This is a genomic window from Leisingera coralii (assembly GCF_049056525.1).
GTDB classification, from domain to species: Bacteria; Pseudomonadota; Alphaproteobacteria; order Rhodobacterales; family Rhodobacteraceae; genus Leisingera; species Leisingera coralii.
On record NZ_JBHUPT010000069.1, the window covers coordinates 1 to 19,021 of the forward strand.

General features: G+C 64.0%; 19 protein-coding genes. 16 read left to right on the forward strand and 3 right to left on the reverse strand.

Features of this window, described 5'->3' with window-relative positions; genetic code table 11:
• Positions 1-159, reverse strand: a 159-nt coding sequence (locus ACFMBG_RS19820) for a thiamine pyrophosphate-binding protein (protein ID WP_421056458.1), incomplete at its 3' end; no start/stop codon positions are given.
• A 68-nt stretch (positions 160-227) separates the two neighbouring features.
• The gene (locus ACFMBG_RS19825; RefSeq protein WP_421056403.1) at positions 228-1,817 is read right to left on the reverse strand and encodes a GMC family oxidoreductase; all 1,590 of its coding nucleotides are present in this window, start codon (positions 1,815-1,817) and stop codon (positions 228-230) included.
• Between the two features lie 108 nt (positions 1,818-1,925).
• Between ACFMBG_RS19825 and ACFMBG_RS19830 the strand changes: the two genes are divergently transcribed.
• The 16 genes from ACFMBG_RS19830 (at position 1,926) to ACFMBG_RS19905 (ending at position 18,295) form a co-directional block, all read left to right on the forward strand.
• Entirely contained in the window at positions 1,926-3,158 is a 1,233-nt protein-coding gene (locus ACFMBG_RS19830; RefSeq protein ID WP_421056404.1) for a TRAP transporter substrate-binding protein, read from the forward strand.
• Between the two features lie 101 nt (positions 3,159-3,259).
• Positions 3,260-3,928: a TRAP transporter small permease gene (locus ACFMBG_RS19835; RefSeq protein ID WP_421056405.1), complete on the forward strand. Its 669-nt coding sequence runs from the start codon at positions 3,260-3,262 to the stop codon at positions 3,926-3,928.
• A complete protein-coding gene (locus ACFMBG_RS19840) occupies positions 3,928-5,286 on the forward strand; it encodes a TRAP transporter large permease (RefSeq protein ID WP_421056406.1) in 1,359 nt (452 codons plus the stop codon). Before ACFMBG_RS19835 ends, ACFMBG_RS19840 begins: the two co-directional genes overlap by 1 nt.
• 13 nt (positions 5,287-5,299) lie before the next feature.
• Positions 5,300-6,073: an IclR family transcriptional regulator gene (locus ACFMBG_RS19845; protein ID WP_421056407.1), complete on the forward strand. Its 774-nt coding sequence runs from the start codon at positions 5,300-5,302 to the stop codon at positions 6,071-6,073.
• A 389-nt stretch (positions 6,074-6,462) separates the two neighbouring features.
• The gene (locus ACFMBG_RS19850) at positions 6,463-7,506 is read left to right on the forward strand and encodes a GlxA family transcriptional regulator (RefSeq protein ID WP_421056408.1); all 1,044 of its coding nucleotides are present in this window, start codon (positions 6,463-6,465) and stop codon (positions 7,504-7,506) included.
• Positions 7,507-7,593: 87 nt separating this feature from the next.
• Positions 7,594-8,244: an ABC transporter permease gene (locus ACFMBG_RS19855; RefSeq protein ID WP_421056409.1), complete on the forward strand. Its 651-nt coding sequence runs from the start codon at positions 7,594-7,596 to the stop codon at positions 8,242-8,244.
• A 30-nt stretch (positions 8,245-8,274) separates the two neighbouring features.
• Complete coding sequence (locus ACFMBG_RS19860) at positions 8,275-9,402, forward strand: ABC transporter ATP-binding protein (RefSeq protein ID WP_421056410.1); 1,128 nt, start codon at positions 8,275-8,277, stop codon at positions 9,400-9,402.
• 17 nt (positions 9,403-9,419) lie between these two features.
• Complete coding sequence (locus ACFMBG_RS19865) at positions 9,420-10,145, forward strand: ABC transporter permease (RefSeq protein ID WP_421056411.1); 726 nt, start codon at positions 9,420-9,422, stop codon at positions 10,143-10,145.
• A 41-nt stretch (positions 10,146-10,186) separates the two neighbouring features.
• Complete coding sequence (locus ACFMBG_RS19870; protein ID WP_421056412.1) at positions 10,187-11,071, forward strand: glycine betaine ABC transporter substrate-binding protein; 885 nt, start codon at positions 10,187-10,189, stop codon at positions 11,069-11,071.
• Positions 11,072-11,128: 57 nt separating this feature from the next.
• Entirely contained in the window at positions 11,129-12,007 is an 879-nt protein-coding gene (locus ACFMBG_RS19875) for a nitrilase-related carbon-nitrogen hydrolase (RefSeq protein WP_421056413.1), read from the forward strand.
• An 11-nt stretch (positions 12,008-12,018) separates the two neighbouring features.
• A complete protein-coding gene (locus ACFMBG_RS19880; RefSeq protein ID WP_421056414.1) occupies positions 12,019-13,209 on the forward strand; it encodes an acyl-CoA dehydrogenase family protein in 1,191 nt (396 codons plus the stop codon).
• A gap of 25 nt (positions 13,210-13,234) precedes the next feature.
• Complete coding sequence (locus ACFMBG_RS19885; RefSeq protein WP_421056415.1) at positions 13,235-14,797, forward strand: class I adenylate-forming enzyme family protein; 1,563 nt, start codon at positions 13,235-13,237, stop codon at positions 14,795-14,797.
• A 14-nt stretch (positions 14,798-14,811) separates the two neighbouring features.
• The gene (locus ACFMBG_RS19890; RefSeq protein WP_421056416.1) at positions 14,812-15,609 is read left to right on the forward strand and encodes a crotonase/enoyl-CoA hydratase family protein; all 798 of its coding nucleotides are present in this window, start codon (positions 14,812-14,814) and stop codon (positions 15,607-15,609) included.
• Between the two features lie 3 nt (positions 15,610-15,612).
• The gene (locus tag ACFMBG_RS19895) at positions 15,613-16,047 is read left to right on the forward strand and encodes a thioesterase family protein (RefSeq protein ID WP_421056417.1); all 435 of its coding nucleotides are present in this window, start codon (positions 15,613-15,615) and stop codon (positions 16,045-16,047) included.
• On the forward strand, positions 16,044-17,411 hold the full coding sequence (locus ACFMBG_RS19900) for an MmgE/PrpD family protein (RefSeq protein WP_421056418.1): 1,368 nt from the start codon (positions 16,044-16,046) through the stop codon (positions 17,409-17,411). The genes ACFMBG_RS19895 and ACFMBG_RS19900 overlap by 4 nt, the downstream gene beginning before the upstream one ends.
• Entirely contained in the window at positions 17,408-18,295 is an 888-nt protein-coding gene (locus ACFMBG_RS19905; RefSeq protein WP_421056419.1) for an enoyl-CoA hydratase-related protein, read from the forward strand. The genes ACFMBG_RS19900 and ACFMBG_RS19905 overlap by 4 nt, the downstream gene beginning before the upstream one ends.
• A 188-nt stretch (positions 18,296-18,483) precedes the next feature.
• Here the strand turns inward: ACFMBG_RS19905 and ACFMBG_RS19910 are convergent, their stop codons facing one another.
• A complete protein-coding gene (locus tag ACFMBG_RS19910) occupies positions 18,484-18,933 on the reverse strand; it encodes an SRPBCC family protein (protein ID WP_421056420.1) in 450 nt (149 codons plus the stop codon).
• Between the last annotated feature and the right edge of the window lie 88 nt (positions 18,934-19,021).

Sequence of the window (19,021 nt, forward strand, 5' to 3'; positions counted from 1 at the left end):
GCCGCCGGAGCCTTCGTGGGCGCAGTCCCAGAAGGTGATGCCTGCGGCGGGGAAGATGTCGGAAATCGGCATCATTGCCGAGCCGATGATGCCAAACGCGTGCTGGATGCCATGCATCTGCAGCGTTTTCACAAAGGCTTCTTCGGTGGTCATTTTCATGGCGGGTTCTCCTTTGGAACAAAGCTTTGGTTTGGAGTGAGAGCCGGAGCAAACACGGGGGGAATTGATCAGCCGGTGATCAAATCGCTGGCCTTTTCGCCGATCATGATCGCAGGCGCGTTGGTGTTGCCCGACACGATTTCCGGCATGATCGAGCAGTCGGCCACCCGCAGGCCCCGAATGCCATGCACGCGGAGTTCCGCATCGACCACCGCGTCGCCGCCCTGTCCCATCTTGCAGGTGCCGGTGGGGTGATAGATCGACGCGGTGTTGCTGCGTGCCCAGTCCAGCGTTGCCTCGTAATCGTCCATCGGCAGATCCGCACTGGGGCGGAACTCCTCGGAGATCTTCGAGGTCAGCGGCGCGTGGCGGGCGATCTTGCGGGCGATGTTCACCCCGGCCACGAGGGTCTGGCAGTCAGTCTCGGCCGACAGGTAGTTCGGAATGATCTTGGGATAGGTATTCGGATCGCCGGACACGATCCGGATCTCGCCCTTGCTTTCGGGGCGCAGCTGGCAGACCGACATGGTGAAGGCCGAGAAGGGATCGGCCCCCTTGCCCGGGTTCTCGGCCGACAGCGGCTGCACGTGGAATTGGATGTCCGGGGTTTCCAGGTCGTCGCGGGTCTTCATGAAACCGGTGGCCAGGCTCGCGGCCATGGTCATCGGACCGGCCCGGAACAGCGCATATTTCAGGCCGATCTTGGCCTGGCCGAACAGGGTGCGGACCTCGTCGTTCAGTGTCGGCTCATTGCATTTGTAGACCAGCCGCGCCTGCAGGTGGTCCTGCATGTTCTTGCCGACGCCATAGAGGTTCTTTTTGACCTCGATGCCGTGTTCGGCAAGCTGTGCCGCCTCGCCAATGCCCGACATCATCAGGATCTGGGGCGAGTTGATGGCACCGCCCGACAGCACGATCTCGCGCCGCGCGGTGATACGCTGGATCTGCCCCGACCGGTCCTTGTACAGAACCGCCACGGCGCGGCCCTCCTGAATGTCGACCTTCTGCACCATCGCACGGGTGATGATCTGCAGATTCTTGCGGTTCTTCACCGGATTCAGAAAGGCCACGGCGGCGCTGCAGCGGCGGCCTTTCCTTGACGTGAGCTGGAAGAAACCGACACCTTCCTGGGTGGCGCCGTTGTAATCCGGGTTGAACGGATAGCCTGCCGCCTGCGCCGCGGCGACCCAGGCATCCGTTATGGGGCGCTGGATGCGCATGTTGGAGACCGACAGCGGGCCGCCGGTGCCGTGAAATTCATCTTCGCCGCGCTCGTTGTTCTCGGAGCGTTTGAACAGCGGCAGGACATCCTCCCAGCCCCAGCCGGCATTGCCCATCTGGCGCCAGCGGTCATAGTCCTGCGGCTGGCCGCGCACATACAGGAGGCCGTTCAGCGAGGACGAGCCGCCCAGCACCTTGCCGCGGGGCCATTCGATCGAGCGGCCGTTCAGGCCCGGATCCGGTTCGGTCTTGTAGCACCAGTCGACCGAGGGGTTGTGGATCGTCTTGAAGTAGCCAACCGGGATGTGGATCCACGGGTTTATGTCCCGTCCGCCTGCCTCCAGCAGCACCACCTTGTTCTGTGGATTTGCGCTCAGCCGGTTGGCAATGACGCAGCCCGACGAGCCTGCTCCGATGACAATGAAATCTGCTTCCACGACCTTCTCTCCGCCCTGTGTTGAAAAAACTTCTATACAGAATGGATGAAATAAGCTAGCTATTTTTGATACGAAACGTCTCAATAATGAAGTCTAGGGAGGAGAATTATGGGGCTGACTAACAAATTGAACCGCATATCACGGCGGGATCTGTTCCGTGTGGCAGGGACTTACGGGATGAGTTCGACCTTGCTGGCTGCGGGCAGTTTCGGCGGGGCAATGAGCCTGGCGAACCTCGCTTCGGCTGCGGAATCGACCTATGAGAAGCGCTTTGCCAAGCCCGCCAAGCACACGCTGAAGTTCGGCGCCTCGGGCTTCAACGCGCGCAATCTGCTGATCGAACGGGCAGGGGCGCTGGAGTTTGCCCGGGACCTCGAGGCCCGCACCGACGGCGAGATCCGCATCGAGTTCATCGGCGACAACCAGATCTGCGGCCAGCTCAGCTGCGTCGAGAAAACTCAGCAGGGCATTGTCGACATCTACGCGGCCTCGACCCAGAATTCGGCCGGCGGCGCACCTTACCTGAACGTGCTGGACTATGCCTTCATGTTCCCCGGCCGGGCGTCCCAGTACCACTTCCTCTATCACCCCAAGAGCCAGGAGATCCTGCGCGACCCGCTGGAGAAGCGGCACGGGCTGAAATTCCTGTTCAGCCACTGCGAGCTGCGGGGCATCCAGCTGGGCCTGAAATACAAGGACCAGCCGACCATCACCAAGCTGGAGCAGCTGTTCGGCACCAAGAACCGTGTCACCGGCACCCAGCTGGGCCGGATCGCGATGAACGCGCTGAACCTGAACCCGGTGCCGGTGGCCTGGGAAGAGACCCTCGACGGGCTGAAGCAGGGCCTGATCGACGGTGCCGAAACCTGGGCCTCCGCGGTGGCCTATGCCAACATGGCGCCGGTGGTCTCGCAGTCGGTCGACCTCAAGTTCTTCTGCGGCACCGAGCACACCTCGATGTCGGCCAAGGTCTTTGACGGCCTCGAAGGCTATCTGCAGGACGCGGTGATGGAGAGTGCTTATTGGGCGCAGGCCCATGTGCAGGCGGCAAACGAGGCGGCGCTGGTCAAGACCGTCGGCTTCTCCGACCCGCAGCTTCCGGGCACGGTGTTTGCGGAACATGGCGTCCGCCCGGCCTTCCTGCCGGACAGCGAAATCCGCATGGCCGAGGAAATGTGCTCGCCCGAGTTCCAGCCGCAGCTGTGGGAACAGTGGCGCGACCGCCTGAACAAATGGGCTGGCGGCATCGACACCTATCAGGAAATCTACACCATCGCGCGCGAAGTCGACAAAGACATGAAGCCCGAGAACGTGGAACCGCGCCGCTGGTGGAAGGGCTGACAGAGGCCCAAACTGCGAGCAGTGGGCCGGCGCCGGACTGCGCCGGCCTTGTTTGCCCGGAAGGATCCGGCAGGATCACGGGGCAATGAGGGGAGGAACAGATGCAACTTTGGCCGGAAATCGGCGCGATCTTAAGCGCCTTCGCATCCCAGGACAGTTGGGAGATCCGCAATGCCCTGGAAAGCAATGCCGCCTGGGTGCTGGGCACCGCCGCCGCCGCGCTCGGCGGGGGGCTGGTGATGCTGCTCTACCGGCTGGTGCCGCTGCTGGACCGGCACCTGGAACGCACCATCATGGTGTGGAGCTACCTGGCGATTGCCTTCATCATCTTCTGGGGGGTGATCGACCGCTTTGTGTTCAAGAACCAGCAGCCCTGGTCCACTACCATTCCGCCCCTGCTGTTCATGGTGATGGCCTGGTTCGGGGCCGCCTTCAACGTGCGGCTGCGTACGCATCTGAGCTTTGCCGAGTTCCGTACGGTTATGCCCCGCTGGGCCCAGATGGCCTGCCTTACCCTGGATGCGGTCCTGTGGTTCGTTTTTGCAGTGATCGTCTTTGTCACCACCGCCCGGCTGACCGCACTGTCGGCCTCCAATTTCCAGATCGTTCTGGGCACCGACAGCGTGCTGCAATGGTGGTTCCTGATCACCGCACCGATGTCCTTTGTCCTGATGATCGCCCGGGTGTTCGAGAATCTGGGCGATGACATCCGCAACTACCGCAGCGGTGCGCCGCTGATCAAACAGGCCGTGATCGGAGGAGACGTGTAATGGATACGGGAACCTGGGTCACGCTGATCTCGTTAGGGGTCACCTTCCTGTTCATGCTGGGCGTGCCGGTGCTGCTGGTCATCGGCTATTGGGTGATCGGCTGCTCCTTCGTGCTGGGGCTGACACTCGACAACATGGGGGCGGAGCTCTTGAATGTGTTCAACAAGGGCTTTGCGCTGCTGGCGATGCCGCTGTTCATCCTGACCGGCGACCTGATCAACCAGTCGGGCATCGCCCGCCGCCTGAGCGATTTCGCCTATGCCTGCCTGGGCTGGATGCGCGGCGGGCTGGCGATGGCCTCGCTCGGCGCCTGCGGGCTGTTTGCCGCCATTTCAGGCTCTAACTCGGCGACAACGGCCACCATCGGCTCGATGCTGCACCCGGAAATGGTCAAGGGCGGCTATGACGAGCGCTTCTCTGCCGCCACCGCCGCTGCGGGCGGCACCGTCGGCATCATCATCCCGCCGTCGATCATCTTTATCGTCTACGGGTTCCTGATGAACCTGCCGATCTCGGACCTGTTTGTCGCAGGCATCCTGCCCGGCGCGATGATGGTCATCGGCATGCAGCTGGCCTGCTGGATCATCTGCCGCAAGAACGGCTGGGGCTTCCTGATCCCCCTGCAGCTGAACCGGGTGCTGAAAACCGCCTTCGGCGCCTGGCTCGGCTTCTTTGCCATCGGGCTGGTGCTGTGGGGCATCTATACCGGCAAGTTCTCCCCCACCGAGGCGGCGGGCGTGACCGTCGGCTTCTGCGTCATCGCGGGCGTGCTGTCCTGGGTGGTGACCAAGATCACCGGCGCCAGCAGTGACAAGACCTGGGAGGAGAAATCCTATGCCGAAATGCTGGTGGTCGAGGGCTTCACCATCCCGCAGATCCCCGGCATCGTGGTGCGCTCGGCCCAGATCACCGGCATCCTGGCGCCGCTGATCGCGATTTCCGTGGTGATGCAGCAGATCCTGTCGCTCCTCGGGGCGCAGCAGGCGATCGGCGGGTTTGTCACCTCGATGGGCGGCTACCACGCGGTTCTGTTCACCTCGATGGTGATCGTGTTCTTCTCCGGCATGGTGCTGGAAAGCCTGCCGGTGACCATCATCCTGGCGCCGATCCTGGCGCCCATCGCGGCCTCCGTCGGGGTCGATCCGATCCACTTCTCGGTGATCTTCCTGGTCGGCGCCTCCATCGGCTTCATCACCCCGCCCTACGGGCTGAATCTCTATGTCGCTTCGGGTGTGACCGGTGTTCCGTATTTCCGTCTGCTCCGCTATACGGTGCCTTACCTTGCAGCCCTGATCGGGGTCTGGGTGCTGGTCTCGCTGGTGCCTGATTTCGCGCTGGTGCTGCTGCCCAACAAGTAGCGACGAGGCGGCGATGGCAGCGGATGCGCCGGACAAGAAAGAGGGGCAGATCCCCACCAACCTGCGGCTGCTGGTGCTGCTGGAGGAGGTCGCCCGCCGCGGCGTTGCGGTGAAGCCGACCGAGATGATCGAGGCGATGGGCTTGCCCAAGCCCACCGTGCACCGGCTGATGCAGACGGCTGAGGCTGAGGGTTTCCTGCAGCGTGACCTCGACGGGCGGGCCTATGGGCCCGGCCCGCGCCTGCGCAAGCTGGCGCTCAACACCATGTCGTCGGAGCACCTGCGCACCGCCCGCCTCAGCATCCTCAAGAGCGTCGCCGAGGAGCTGGGCGAGACGTGCAACCTTGCCACCCCCGACCGCGAGGGGATGATCTATCTGGACCGGGTGGAAACCAAATGGCCGCTGCGTATCCAGCTGCCGATTGGCACTCAGGTGCCGTTTCATTGCACTGCCAGCGGCAAGATGTATCTATCGACCCTGAAGCCCAGCACGCTGGTGCCCGTTCTGCGCGCCCGGCCGCTGGAGGCGTTAACAAGCAAGACCTGCACCGACCCGGATGCGATCAGCGCCGAATTGGAAGCCATCGCCAGCCGCGGCTATTCCACCGATGAGGAGGAGTTCATCGCCGGCATGGTCGCCGTCGCGGTCCCTGTGCGGGACGCGCGCAAGAGGCTGATGGCCACGCTCTCGGTCCATGCCCCGGTGCAGCGCCGCAGCCTGCAGGACCTGATCGGCTTCCTTCCGTCGCTGCAGAAGGCTGCCAGGGAACTTGCTGAACTCACATGAGCGGCCGGGGCTCCTGACGAAAGGGCCGGTTGATGCTTGCCTGTGCCAATCTGGCTCCAATTGGCACGTCAATTGCATCTGCGAGGCTGAACGGGAATGCGATGCGATCAGTCAGGGCGGCGGGTTCCCAAGTTCACCGGCGGCGCAATGCTGACGGTCTTTCCTCCCGCCGGATCCGATGCTCCCCGGAGCGCAGTTCAGGCGGCTGCCGCAGGGCGCCGCCGGCGGGAGGACCCCGTGCGGAAAGCGATTGCGCCTGAATGGTTTGCGCCGGGCCATGGCTGTCTCCAAGATTTGGGCCAGCGGCGCTTCTGGCATCCCGGAGGTCAATGCAACGGGCCCGTCAGGATTGCATTGACTGGCCTCGCCGAAGCATAGAACACTTCGGCATGGTCAATTCGACGCGAGATATACAGTCTGTATCTGCTCGGCCTGAGCAGGAAGAAACGGCATTCCATGTGCTGTTTTTTGTGGTGCCGGGGTTCTCTCTGATGGCCCTGAGTTCGGCGATCGAGCCGTTGCGCGCCGTAAACCGGCTGACCGGCGAGGACCGGTATGTCTGGTCGGTCGCTGCAGACACGGTGGGGCAGGTGGCGGCAAGCAATGGTCTGGAAGTCTCGGCGACAGCGGATGCAGCGCACTTTCCGCGTGCCGACCTGACGGTCGTGGTTGCGAGCTACGATGCCGAGAGATATTTCAACCCTGCTCTCTTTCGCTCGCTTCGGCGCCTGCGCGCGGAGCGGCGGCAGATCGGCGCGGTTTCCAACGGCACGCTGCTGCTGGCGCGTGCCGGCGTATTGAGCGGCCGCCGGGTGACCATCCATTGGGAAACGCAGCGGCTCCTGGCCGAGGAGTTTCCCGACCTCGATGTGTCGGCTGACATCTATTGCTCGGACAAGGGAGTCCTGACGGCGGCTGGCGGCACCGCTTCCATGGACATGATGCTCGCCTTGATTGCCGGGCGCGAGGGCGCCGAGATGGCCGCAGATGTCTCGGACCAGTTCCTGCACGGACCGGTCCGCCCCTCCACGGAGATGCAGCGCCAGGACGTGCGCTGGCGCTTCCAGACCGCCGACCGCCGCATCGTCACGGCAATCCGGGCGATGGAGGAGCACAAGCCTGACCCGCTGAAGATCGGCCAGGTGGCAGGCATTGCCGGGGTATCGGAAAGACAGCTCGAGAGGCTGTTCCTGTCGGAATTCGGCAAGTCACCGTCGGACTTCTATCTGGAGCTCCGGTTGAAAGCGGCTGAGAAGTGGTTGCTGAACTCCACGGAATCACTTGAAGAGATTTCAGAAAAATTAGGCTTTTCAAGCCTTTCCCATTTCAGCCGCAGATTCAAAGGATGGGCTGGGGAAAGTCCCTCGGCCGTGCGCCGGCGGCACCGGGACAAGATTGTCGGCAAAATGCAAAACATTGGCGGCCCCCTGTAACACCCTTCGAGACGCTTCGGTTTAATAACTGTCCAACGAAGGGGCGCCCGGTGCACCTTTCCCAGAAGGTCTTCGAAAGGACAGCGCATGGAGGCGATCCAGTTCGTCATCAACAACGCGGCCGTGATCGCGGAAATGGCGGTCGAGCATATCTCGATCGTGGCCGTGGCTGTCGGGCTGGCCATTCTGACCGGGGTTCCGATCGGCATTGCCATTACCCAGAACCGGCGGGCCGCCAATGCGGTGCTCTATGTCGCTTCGATCATCGTGACGATCCCGTCGATTGCGCTTTTCGGCCTGATGATCCCGCTCTTGTCGATGATCGGCCAGGGCATCGGCTGGCTGCCTGCAGTCATCGCCATCCTGCTCTATTCGCAGCTGCCCATCGTGCGCAACACCTATACCGCCATCACAAACGTCGATCCGGCCTTGCGCGAAGCCGCCCGCGGCATGGGCATGACCCCGCTGCAGCGCCTCTGGCAGGTCGAGATCCCGATTGCCGTGCCGGTCATCATGGCGGGCGTGCGCACCGCCGTCGTCATGAACATCGGCGTCGCGGCCATCGCGGCCTATATCGGGGCCGGCGGTCTGGGCGTTCTGATTTCACGCGGCATCACCCAGACCGACCCCCGTCAGCTCATCGCCGGGGCGGTTGCGGTCTCGCTGCTCGCCATCCTGGCCGACTGGGTGCTGCTGCTTGTGCAGAAACGCCTGACCCCTGCCGGCCTGACCCGCTGACGCGCCACCCTGAATGAGGAACAGCAACCGATGATCCGTCTTGAGAACCTGACCAAGACCTTCGAGACCCCGAACGGGCTCGTGACCGCCGCAGACAACGTAACCATGGAAGTCCCTGCCGGCGAGATCTGCATCCTCCTTGGCCCTTCGGGCTGCGGCAAAACCACCGCGCTGAAGATGATCAACCGCCTGATCGCGCCGACCAGCGGCAAGATCCTCATCAACGGCGAAGACACGTCGCAGCTCAACGACATCGAACTGCGCCGCAATATCGGCTACGTCATCCAGCAGATCGGCCTGTTCCCGAACATGACGATCGAGGAAAACATCTGCGTCGTCCCGCGCCTTCTGGGCTGGGACATGAAGAAGGCGAAAACCCGCGCCAGCGATCTGCTCGACCTCGTCGGGCTCGACCCGAAACTGTTCCTGCGCCGCTATCCGAAAGAGCTTTCGGGCGGGCAGCAGCAGCGCGTCGGCGTGATCCGGGCGCTGGCGGCCGATCCGCCGGTGATGCTGATGGACGAGCCTTTCGGCGCCATCGACCCGATCAACCGCGAAATCATTCAGGACGAGTTCCTGAAGATGCAGGCAGAGCTGAAGAAGACCATCATGTTCGTCAGCCATGACATCGACGAAGCGGTGAAGATGGGTGACAAGATCGCCATTTTCCGCGGCGGCAAGATCGAGCAGTATGACAGCCCCGACAAGATCCTGGCGCATCCCGCCAACGCCTTTGTCGCGGACTTCGTCGGTGCCGACCGCACCCTGAAACGGCTGCGCCTGGTGACCGCCGAAGAGGTTGCGGATACCGGTGCCCCGGTCATTGCCCGCCATGGCAAGGTGTCCGATGCCGCGGCGGCGATGCGGTCCAAGGGCCATCGCATTACGGTCGTGATCGATGCCGACCACCGCCCCGTCGGATACCTGACCGCCGAAGAGATCGAAGGCGCCAGCGGCACGGCATCCGATTTCGCCCATCCGCTGCCGGCGACGGTGCCGGTGCGGGCCGACCTGCGCGCCGTGGTGTCCGAGATGTTTGCCAATGACACGATGTGGCTGGCCTGCGTCGACGACAACGGCCGCTTTGCCGGCACCGTGACGCAGCCCGCCGTGACCCGCGCGCTTGGCGAGACCTATCGCCAGGCCGAGGCCGCCTGACCCGGGAAGAGAGAGCAATGACCCGCAGCACTTACAGCCCGCTGACCGGGCTTTCCCTGATCGCGGCCTTCTTGCTGGGCATCTTGATCACCCAGGCCGGTCTGATCGAGCCGATCGCCGCCTATTGGGAAGACATCGTCTTTCTCAGCCGCCAGCACATGGTGCTTGTGGCGGCCTCGGGCGGCGCGGCCATCCTAATCGGCATTCCGGTCGGAATCTGGCTGTCGCGGCCCAGAATGGAACGCTACGCCGAGTCCATCATGCAGGTGTTCAACATCGGCACCACGATCCCCACGCTGGCGGTGATCGCCCTGTCGATGACGATCCTCGGCATCGGTTTCGCTCCGGCGTTCTTCGGGCTGTTCGTTGCCTCGCTCCTGCCGATCGTGCGCAACACCTATGCCGGGCTTCTGGCGGTGCCGCCGCACCTGAAAGAAGCCGCCACCGGCATGGGCATGACCGGGGCGCAGATCCTCTGGAGGGTCGAGCTGCCAAATGCGCTCTACGTGATCTTTTCCGGCGTGCGCACCGCGCTTGCCATCAATGTCGGCACCACGCCCCTGGCCTTCCTTATCGGCGGCGGCGGTCTCGGCGAGCTGATCTTTACCGGCATCGACCTGATGGACACCGGCATGCTGCTGGCGGGGGCAATCCCGACCGCGATGCTGGCGGTGCTGGTGGATTTCCTGACGGGGCAAGGCCAGCTGCGCCTGATCCCCAAGGGTGTGAACCCGCTGAGATAACCAAAGCGGACAACTGGGCTTTACGATAGGAGACGCCCTCAATGCTCAAGACCTTCAAATGCGCCTTTGCCGGCATTGCCCTCCTGGGTGCTGCCACGGTCGCACAAGCTGCTGACATCGTCGTCGGCGGCAAGAACTTCACCGAGCAGCAATTGCTGTCGTCGATTACCGAGCAGCTTCTGGAAGCCAAGGGCTACACCGTCGACAACCGCGCCGGCATGGGCTCTGCCGCCGTGCGCCAGGCGATGGAAAACGGCCAGATCGACGTTTACTGGGAATATACCGGCACTTCGCTGATCACCTATAACAAGGTGGAAGGCAGCTTCACCGCGGACGAAACCTACGCCAAGGTGAAAGAGCTTGACGGCGAAAAAGGCCTGGTCTGGCTGGACGCCTCGAAGGCCAACAACACCTATGCGCTGGCCATGCGCCGGGCGGATGCCGCGGAAAAGGGCATCGCGTCGCTGACCGATCTGGCCACCCGCATGAACAGCGGCAGTGATCTGACCCTGGGTTCGAATGCCGAGTTCTATGCCCGCCCCGACGGTCTGAAACCGCTGCAGGAGGCTTATGGGTTCGACTTCGGCCGCGCCAACGTCAAGCGCATGGATACCGGCCTGGTCTACCAAGCGCTGAAAGACGCGCAGGTCGACGTCGGCCTGGTCTTCGCCACCGACGGCCGCATCCCCGCCTTCGACTTCGTGGTGCTGCAGGACGACAAGGGCTACTTCCCGGCCTATGCGCTGGCTCCGGTAGTCCGCCAGGAGGCGCTGGACGCGCATCCCGAACTGGCCGGGCTGCTGAACGGTGTCGCGGCAATCCTGAACGACGACGTGATGGCCGGCCTCAACGCCCGCGTTGATGTCGAAAAGGTCTCGGTCGAAAATGTTGCCGCAGACTTCCTGAAAGAGAACGGCCTGATCTGAGGCCATTCCCCGGGGGGCGTCCCGGCGCCCCCCAGCCCCGCAAGAAAGGCCACCATCATGACCGCACGCACTCTCAAAATCGGCGCCGCCCAGTTTGCCAGTGAAATCGGCGATGTCGACGCGAACATGGACCGTCACCTCGACTGGATCGCGCGCGGTCATGAAGCTGGCCTCGACCTTCTGGTTCTTCCCGAACTGTCGCTGACCGGCCACTACGGCCCCGAGAAACTGCTCACCGGCGCGATGCGGCGCAGCGACGAACGGCTGACCCGCCTGGCCGAGAAGGCCGGTGAGATGCGCTTGGTCGTCGGCTTCATGGAAGAAGGCCCGGCGGCCCAGTTCTACAACTCCGCCGCCATCCTGCAGAACGGGCGCATGATCCACCTGCACCGCAAGATCAACCTGCCGACCTACGGCAAGCTGGAGGAAGGCAAACATTATGCTTCCGGCCGTTTCGTCGAGACCTGCAGCCTGGACGAGGACTGGCGCGCCGGTCTTCTGATCTGCGCCGATGTCTGGAACCCGGCACTGACGCATCTGGCCTTCCTGCATGGCGCGACGCTGCTGATCTGTCCGGTCAGTTCCGGCGTCGAAGCGGTGGGTGCGGATTTCGACAATCCCGGCGGCTGGGCGCTGACCATGCGGTTCAATGCGATGATGTACGGCGCGCCGGCAATCATGGTGAACCGCACCGGCACCGAGCGCGACCTGACCTTCTGGGGCGGCTCGCGCATCGTCGATCCGTTCGGGCGCGAGCTGGCGGTGGCAGGCACCGGCGAGGAGCTGATCACCGCCGAACTCGACTACGATGCCGTGCGCCGCGCCCGCCACCTGCTGCCGACCGTACGGGACAGCAATATCGCGCTGGTCCAGCGCGAGACTGCCCGCCTGATAGACAAGCTTGGCATACCGGACTTCGTCCGCCGCGACGCCTGAGGATACCTGACATGCACGATTTCTTTCTGACCGACGAAGACCGCGCCTTCCGCGCCGAGATCCGCAGTTTCCTGGCCCGCGAACTGGCGCCGCGCTGCGATGCCATCGAACGCGACGAGGACTGGGATGCGGTGAAATCCGTGGTCCGCGCATTGGGCGAGGCCGGCTACATGAAGCTGATGTTTGCCGATCTTTACGACGGCCCGCTGCCGAAGCCGGGCCTCACCCATGCGACGATCCTGTCCGAGGAAGCCGCGTATCTGAACTATGCATTCGAGACCACCATCGCCACCGCGCTGTCCTGCGCCTATCCGCTGCACGCACATGCGCAGCCCGGTCCGCGCGAGGCGTATCTGACTCCGATCCTGGAGGGCCGCGCGGTTGGGTCGATCTGCATGACCGAGCCCAATGTCGGCTCGGACAGTGCCGGGATGGAAACCCGGATCCGCTTTGACGAGACCACCCGCGAATGGGTGATTGACGGCTTCAAGCGCTACATCTCAAATGCCTCCAAGGCAGATGTCTATATCGTGTGGGGCATCACCGATTCCAGCGTTGCGCCGCAAAAGGGGATGAGCGCTGTCGTGGTGCCCGCCGGGACGCCGGGACTGTCGTTTCCGCGGAACTACGATTTCATGGGCCGGCGCGGCTGCGTTGTCGGCGAGGTCGCCTTTGACGGCGTGCGCGTGCCCGAAGACTACCTGCTGGGCGAGGTCAACGGCGGTTTCCGCATCATGCTGGGCGCCTTCAACTTCGAACGGGTGATCCTTGGCGGGTCCGGCCTCGGCGTTGCACGCTCGGCCTTCGGCATTGCCAAGCAGCATGCCGAGACGCGGGAGAGCTTTGGCCAGAAACTGGGCCAGAAACAGCTGATCTGGGACATGATCGCGCAGATGAGCTGGCGCATCGACGCAGCCGAACTGCTGACCCAGCGGGCGGCCAAGATGTATGACAGCGGAATTGGCGGCAAGGACCTCATGCGCGAGGCCAGCCAGGCCAAGCTGGTGGCAACCGAGACGGCGGTGTTCTGCACCGACCGCACCGTGCAGATCCTCGGCGGCGATGGCGTGACCCGCCAGTACGGCCAGGCCGAGCAGCTTTACCGCGACGCCCGCGCGCTGCCCATCGTCGGCGGCTCTTCGGAAATGTGCAAATACCTGATCGCGGCGCGCGAAATGCCGTCGATCAAACCCAACCTTTGACTCACCTCACCAGGAACCCAAAGCGATGCATATCGCCCGTCTTTTGGAAGCTTCGGCCGACCGCTATCCCAACCACACCGCGCTGGTCTACGAAGACCGCCGCTGGACATATTCCGAATGGCTCGGGCGCGTGCGCCGCTTTGCCCAGGCGCTTTCGGATCTCGGCGTCCGCCCCGGCGACCGCGTGGCATTTTACGTCTCGACCTCGGAAAACTCGGTCACAACCTACTTCGCCTGCCAGTTCCTCGGTGCCGTGGCGGTGCCGCTTAACTTCCGGCTGAGCCCGGGCGAGGCTGCCTATGTGATCCAGGATTCCGGTGCGCGAGTGCTGGTTTATGGCCGCAGCCTGACCGAAAATGCGCTCAAGATCGCGGCCCAGGTGCGGTCGGTCCACGATTTCATCGGCTGTGCCTATGACGTGGCGAATATTCCGGAAGGCCACCACCATTTCGACACGCTGGCGGAACAGACCGTGGACCGCGACGAACCGCGCCCGGCGCCGGAAAGCACCGATATCTCGGCGCTGGTCTATACTTCGGGCACGACGGGCCGCCCGAAAGGCGTGATCCACACCCATGCCAACGACATGGCCATCGCGATGAACTGCGTGATGGAATACTCGCTGTCGCACCGCGACAACGCGCTGCATATCGCCCCGCTTTATCACGTCGGCGGCATGCAGGCCTATTTCCTGCCGCACCTGATGGTTGGCGGCACCAATGTGGTGATCGGCCGGTACGAGGCGGAAAAGACGCTGGAAACTCTCCAGTCCGAACGGATCACCACGCTGTTCGCCGTGCCGACGCAGATCCAGGAGATGCTGTTCCATCCCCGCTTCAAGGATTACGACGTGTCGAAGCTGCGCCTGATCACCACCGGCGGCGCGGCGATTTCCTCGGCCACGATGGAACGGGTGATCGGCGAGTTCTGCCCGAACATCTACAACGGTTACGGCATGACCGAAGCCTCGCTGACGCTGGTACTGCACCCCGAGGACGCGCTGGCCAAGCTCGGCTCCTGCGGCAAGCCGACGCTGATTTCGGAATGCCGGGTGATCGCCAACGATCCGGCCCGCGAGGTGCCGCCAAGCGAAACCGTTGCGCCGGGCGAGATCGGCCAGCTGATCGTGCGCGGGCCGCAAGCGATGGAGGGGTACTGGAACAAACCCTTCGAGACCCAAAAGAAGCTGAAGGCGGGCTGGATTTATACTGGCGATCTGTTCTCGAAGGACGGCGAGGGGTTCTATTATTTCCACGGGCGTGCCGATGACATGATCGTTTCGGGCGGCGAAAACATCTATCCCCGCGAAGTCGAGGAAATCCTCTATCGCTGCCCCGGCGTGAGGGAGGCCGCGGTTGCCGGCCTGCCGGACGAGAAGTGGGGCCAGATCGTTACCGCCTTCGTGGTCCGCTCGGACGACGGGCTGACGGCTGAAGCCATCGACGCCTTTTTCAAGGCCAGCGACGATATCGCCCCTTATAAGCGGCCCAAACGCATCACGTTCATCGACTCCCTGCCGCTGAACCCCAGCGGCAAGGTGCTGAAACGCGAGCTCGTCGCCACCTATTCCCCTGCCGCTGCCGCCTGAAGGAGACCCGCATCATGGCAAAGACCATCTACGAACAGGACGGCCACGTCGTCACTCTGACCTTCAACATGCCCGAGACGCGCAACGCGCTGACCGACCACGATCTTTGCGACGAAATCGTTGCTGCGATGGCACGGATCAGCCATGACCCGTCGGTCCGCGTGGCCATCGTCACCGGTGCTGGCAAGGCGTTCTCGTCGGGCGGCAACCTGAAGCACATGAAGGACAAGCACGGCACCTTTGCCGGCGACGCGGTCAGCGTGAAGGACGGCTACCGCGCCGGTATCCAGCGGGTCGCGCGCGCGATGTGGGAATGCGAAGTGCCGCTGATCGCTGCGGTCAACGGCCCGGCCTACGGCGCGGGCTGTGACACCACCTGCCTTTGCGACATCCGTATCGCCTCGACCGGGGCCACCTTTGCCGAGAATTTCGTCAATGTCGGCCTGATCTCCGGCGACGGCGGCGCCTGGCTCCTGCCGCGGCAGGTCGGGCTGAGCCGGGCGGCGGAGATGACCTTCACCGCTGACCCGGTGGATGCCGAAACCGCGCTGGCCTGGGGGCTGGTGTCCAAGGTGGTGGCGCCCGAGGCGCTGATGGATGAAGCCCGCTCCCTGGCCGCGCGGATCGCCAGGAACCCGCCGCGCCAGCTGCGCATGGCGAAGCGGCTGCTGCGCGAAGGGCTGAATACCCGCCTGTCCTCGGTGCTGGAATTGGCCGCCGCCTATCAGGGCGCGTGCCACCAGACGATGGATCATGACGAAGCGGTCAACGCGCTGCTTGAAAAGCGCAGCCCCGTCTTCACCGGAGCCTGATTCATGGCGCTTGCCGTCCTCGAAGACAGGGTGCCGCCGGAATGGTCCGATTACAACGGCCACATGAGCGCGCCCTATTTCGCCGTTGCCTTCGGCGCGGCCAATGACCAGGCAATGGAGGTGCTCGGCTTGGGCTGCGCCTATCGCGAGCACACGGGAAACGGGCTTTATGTTGTCGAGGCGCGCTATACCTATCGCATCGGCATGGCGAGCGGCGACGCCTATCGCGTGTCCACCTGGCTGGGCGGCGCCGACGACAAGCGGCTCAGCCTCACGCACCGGCTGACCCGCAGCAATGGCCAGATCGCCGCCGAAGCGGAGATCCTTTTCGTCCATGTCGACCGCTCGGGTCCGCGCGCCGTCGCCTTCGATTCCGACCTTCGCGGGCGGCTGACCGGAATGTCCGCCCTCGCCCATCTCAGGAGCCCCGCAGCATGAGCCTGCCCTTCTCCGACTTCCTGCACGACCTGACCTGGGACGACCTGCCCGGCGAGGTCCGCGAATTTGCCCGCCGCTGGCTGCTCGACCTTGTGGGCGTTGCCGCCGGCGGGTCGCAAACCCGGCTGTCGGCCATCATCCGCGACCATGCCGCCGCGCACTTCGGTGCGGGTACGAAAAAAAAAAGCGCCCGGATGCTGCTGGACGGGCGGTCCGTCAGCCCTGCCGGGGCGGCGCTTGCGGCGGGCATGACCATCGACGCGCTCGACGGCCATGACGGCCACAAGCTCACCAAGGGCCATGTCGGCTGCGGCGTGTTGCCGGCCATTCTGGCCCTGGCGGATGCGGAAGGCATGGAGGACGACCGCGCCTTCCTGACTGCGCTGGTGATCGGCTATGAGACCGGAACCCGCGCCGGCATCGCGCTGCACCGGACTGCACCCGATTACCACACATCGGGCGCCTGGGTGGCGCTGGCCTGTGCGGCGCTTGGCGCCCGCTTGCTGAGGCTCGACAAGGCCCGCACCCGCGAGGCGATCGGCATAGCCGAATACCATGGCCCGCGCAGCCAGATGATGCGCTGCATCGACCATCCCACGATGCTCAAGGACGGCTCTGGCTGGGGCGCAATGGCCGGTGTCTCGGCCGCCTATCTCGCGGCCGGCGGCTTTACCGGCGCCCCCGCCATCACAATCGAGGATCCTGATGCCGCCGATCTCTGGTCGGATCTCGGCAGCAACTGGCGAATCCTCGAGCAGTACTGGAAGCCCTTTCCGGTCTGCCGCTGGGCGCAACCGCCGGTCCAGGCGGTGCTGGGCTTGCGCAGCAGGCACGGCCTGACCGCAGCGGACGTGGCGCGGATCGAGGTATCGACTTTTCATGAATCGCTGCGCCTGGCCACGCGCCACCCGCGTACGACCGAAGAAGCGCAATACTCCACCGTCTTTGTCACCGCCGTGGCGCTGGCCCGCGGCGGAATCGGCCCGGGCGACGTCATGGAAGCGGCCTTTGCCGACCCCGACATCCGCCGCCTGGCGGAGGGCATGACAGTCACCGAAAACGCCGGTTACAATGCCGCCTTCCCGGCACGGCGGATCGCCGATGTCACGCTGGTCCTGAAGGACGGCACCCGGGTCCATTCCGGCCCCACCGAGGCAATCGGAGACCCCGAGGACCCTGCTCCCATGTCTGCCATCCGCGCCAAGTTCCACACCTATGCCGATCCGGTTCTCGGCCGGGAGCGCTCAGCCGGAATCGAGGCTGCGATAGACAATCTCGGCGCGGGGCAGGGGTTCGGGCCGCTCCTCGGCCTGGTCTTTCCGTCCATAGGCCATACTTCCGAACCGGAAAGGATTCTGGCATGACCGGGCTTGTACTCTATGAGGTCCGGGGCAGCACCGCGATCCTCACGCTGAACCGCCCCGAGCAGCGCAATTCCGTTGATGCGGCCATGACCGAGGCGCTGCGCAACGCGATGGCTCGGTTTGCAGCAGACCCCGCCGCCCGGGTCGGGATCATCACCGGGGCCGGCCCCGTGTTTTGCGCCGGCATGGACCTCAAGGCGTTTCTGGACGGGCAGGGAAATGACATCCTGTTCGGCACTAACCGTTTTGCCGGGTTTGTCGATGCGCCGCGCTCCAAACCGGTGATCGCTGCCGTCAACGGCCCCGCCCTGGCCGGCGGATTCGAAATCGCGCTTGCCTGCGACCTGATCGTTGCCGCCGAGTCAGCCGTTTTCGGCTTGCCCGAGGTGGGTGTCGGCATATTTGCCTGCGCCGGCGGCCCGTTCCGGTTCGCCCGCAAGATCGCGCCGGCCAAGGCGCTTGAACTGGCGCTCACGGCGGAGCGGATCCCGGCGGATGAGGCGCTGGCGCTGGGATTGGTAAGCAGCGTCGTCGAAGCCGGCGCATTGCTGGATACTGCGCTGGCCCTGGCCGAGCGGATCGCGCGAAACGCTCCCTTGGGCGTTGCAGCGACTTTGACACTGGCACGCGCAGCCGAAGCTCTCGGCGAGCGTGAGTTATGGGGGCTGTCGGACGCGCTCTGGGCCTCCGTCAGCACATCCTCCGATGCCATCGAAGGACCTCGCGCCTTTACGGAGAAGCGGGCTCCAGCTTGGACTGGAGCCAAGCAGGTCATGCTGACGGCGCGGATGCCCCCGCCAGATGGCATCGTGACAGAGCCGGAAAATCCAGCGTCCGGCGGTTCACGGCCGGGGAGCCGCGCAATTCAGGGAATACCCGAATGATGAGAACAGAGCATGGCCCAGCAGAACAGCCTGCAGGTACCGGCACTAGCGCATCCAATGGCGCGCTGGTCCAGCTCCTAACCGCCGGAACGCAGCGCTCCATTGATCGGCGGCACCGGAGTGTCCATGCCGCCAATGCCCTGAGTATCTTCTGCCGGTCCCAGATGCCGCCGTGGTCTTGCATGCTGTCAGACGTCCACAGGGGCCATGACCTCAGCAAAGCTCTTGAAAAACTTGCTGGCCAGCTTCTTCGCCGTACTCTGGACAAGACGGCTGCCTAGCTGCGCCAGCTTGCCGCCGATCTCGGCCTTGGCGGTGTATTTCAGCACCGTTTTACCGTCAGCCTCTTCGAGGGTCACATCAGCACCGCCTTTGGCGTGCCCGGCTGCGCCGCCATTGCCCTGGCCCGACAGTGAAAACGCATCCGGCGCGCCGGAGGTGTCCAGCTCGACATTGCCGCTGAAACGGGCCTTTACGGGGCCGACTTTGAGCACAACCTTGGCTTCCAGTTCGGTATCGGAGTGTTTGATCAGCTCTTCGCAGCCGGGAATGCATTGCTGCAGGATTTCCGGATCGTTCAGCGCCTCATAGACCCGGGCCTTCGGCGCGTCGATGATGATCTCGTCATTCAATTCCATTTGCAGTTCCTTCTTAGCAGCAGGGGAATTTGATTCTGGACAGAAGCCTGGCCTGGTCCGGAGATAGCGGGGCCCGCGCCAGGCGCCG

What these genes read in the sequence shown, in the direction of transcription:
- ACFMBG_RS19895 (WP_421056417.1), top strand. Translation starts at nt 15,613, where the DNA reads ATGGCGCTTGCCGTCCTCGAAGACAGGGTGCCGCCGGAATGGTCCGAT.
- ACFMBG_RS19890 (WP_421056416.1), top strand. Translation starts at nt 14,812, where the DNA reads ATGGCAAAGACCATCTACGAACAGGACGGCCACGTCGTCACTCTGACC.
- ACFMBG_RS19885 (WP_421056415.1), top strand. Translation starts at nt 13,235, where the DNA reads ATGCATATCGCCCGTCTTTTGGAAGCTTCGGCCGACCGCTATCCCAAC.
- ACFMBG_RS19850 (WP_421056408.1), top strand. Translation starts at nt 6,463, where the DNA reads ATGGTCAATTCGACGCGAGATATACAGTCTGTATCTGCTCGGCCTGAG.
- ACFMBG_RS19835 (WP_421056405.1), top strand. Translation starts at nt 3,260, where the DNA reads ATGCAACTTTGGCCGGAAATCGGCGCGATCTTAAGCGCCTTCGCATCC.
- ACFMBG_RS19870 (WP_421056412.1), top strand. Translation starts at nt 10,187, where the DNA reads ATGCTCAAGACCTTCAAATGCGCCTTTGCCGGCATTGCCCTCCTGGGT.
- ACFMBG_RS19855 (WP_421056409.1), top strand. Translation starts at nt 7,594, where the DNA reads ATGGAGGCGATCCAGTTCGTCATCAACAACGCGGCCGTGATCGCGGAA.
- ACFMBG_RS19875 (WP_421056413.1), top strand. Translation starts at nt 11,129, where the DNA reads ATGACCGCACGCACTCTCAAAATCGGCGCCGCCCAGTTTGCCAGTGAA.
- ACFMBG_RS19845 (WP_421056407.1), top strand. Translation starts at nt 5,300, where the DNA reads ATGGCAGCGGATGCGCCGGACAAGAAAGAGGGGCAGATCCCCACCAAC.
- ACFMBG_RS19900 (WP_421056418.1), top strand. Translation starts at nt 16,044, where the DNA reads ATGAGCCTGCCCTTCTCCGACTTCCTGCACGACCTGACCTGGGACGAC.
- ACFMBG_RS19830 (WP_421056404.1), top strand. Translation starts at nt 1,926, where the DNA reads ATGGGGCTGACTAACAAATTGAACCGCATATCACGGCGGGATCTGTTC.
- ACFMBG_RS19880 (WP_421056414.1), top strand. Translation starts at nt 12,019, where the DNA reads ATGCACGATTTCTTTCTGACCGACGAAGACCGCGCCTTCCGCGCCGAG.
- ACFMBG_RS19865 (WP_421056411.1), top strand. Translation starts at nt 9,420, where the DNA reads ATGACCCGCAGCACTTACAGCCCGCTGACCGGGCTTTCCCTGATCGCG.
- ACFMBG_RS19840 (WP_421056406.1), top strand. Translation starts at nt 3,928, where the DNA reads ATGGATACGGGAACCTGGGTCACGCTGATCTCGTTAGGGGTCACCTTC.
- ACFMBG_RS19860 (WP_421056410.1), top strand. Translation starts at nt 8,275, where the DNA reads ATGATCCGTCTTGAGAACCTGACCAAGACCTTCGAGACCCCGAACGGG.
- ACFMBG_RS19905 (WP_421056419.1), top strand. Translation starts at nt 17,408, where the DNA reads ATGACCGGGCTTGTACTCTATGAGGTCCGGGGCAGCACCGCGATCCTC.
- ACFMBG_RS19910 (WP_421056420.1), bottom strand. Translation starts at nt 18,933, where the DNA reads ATGGAATTGAATGACGAGATCATCATCGACGCGCCGAAGGCCCGGGTC.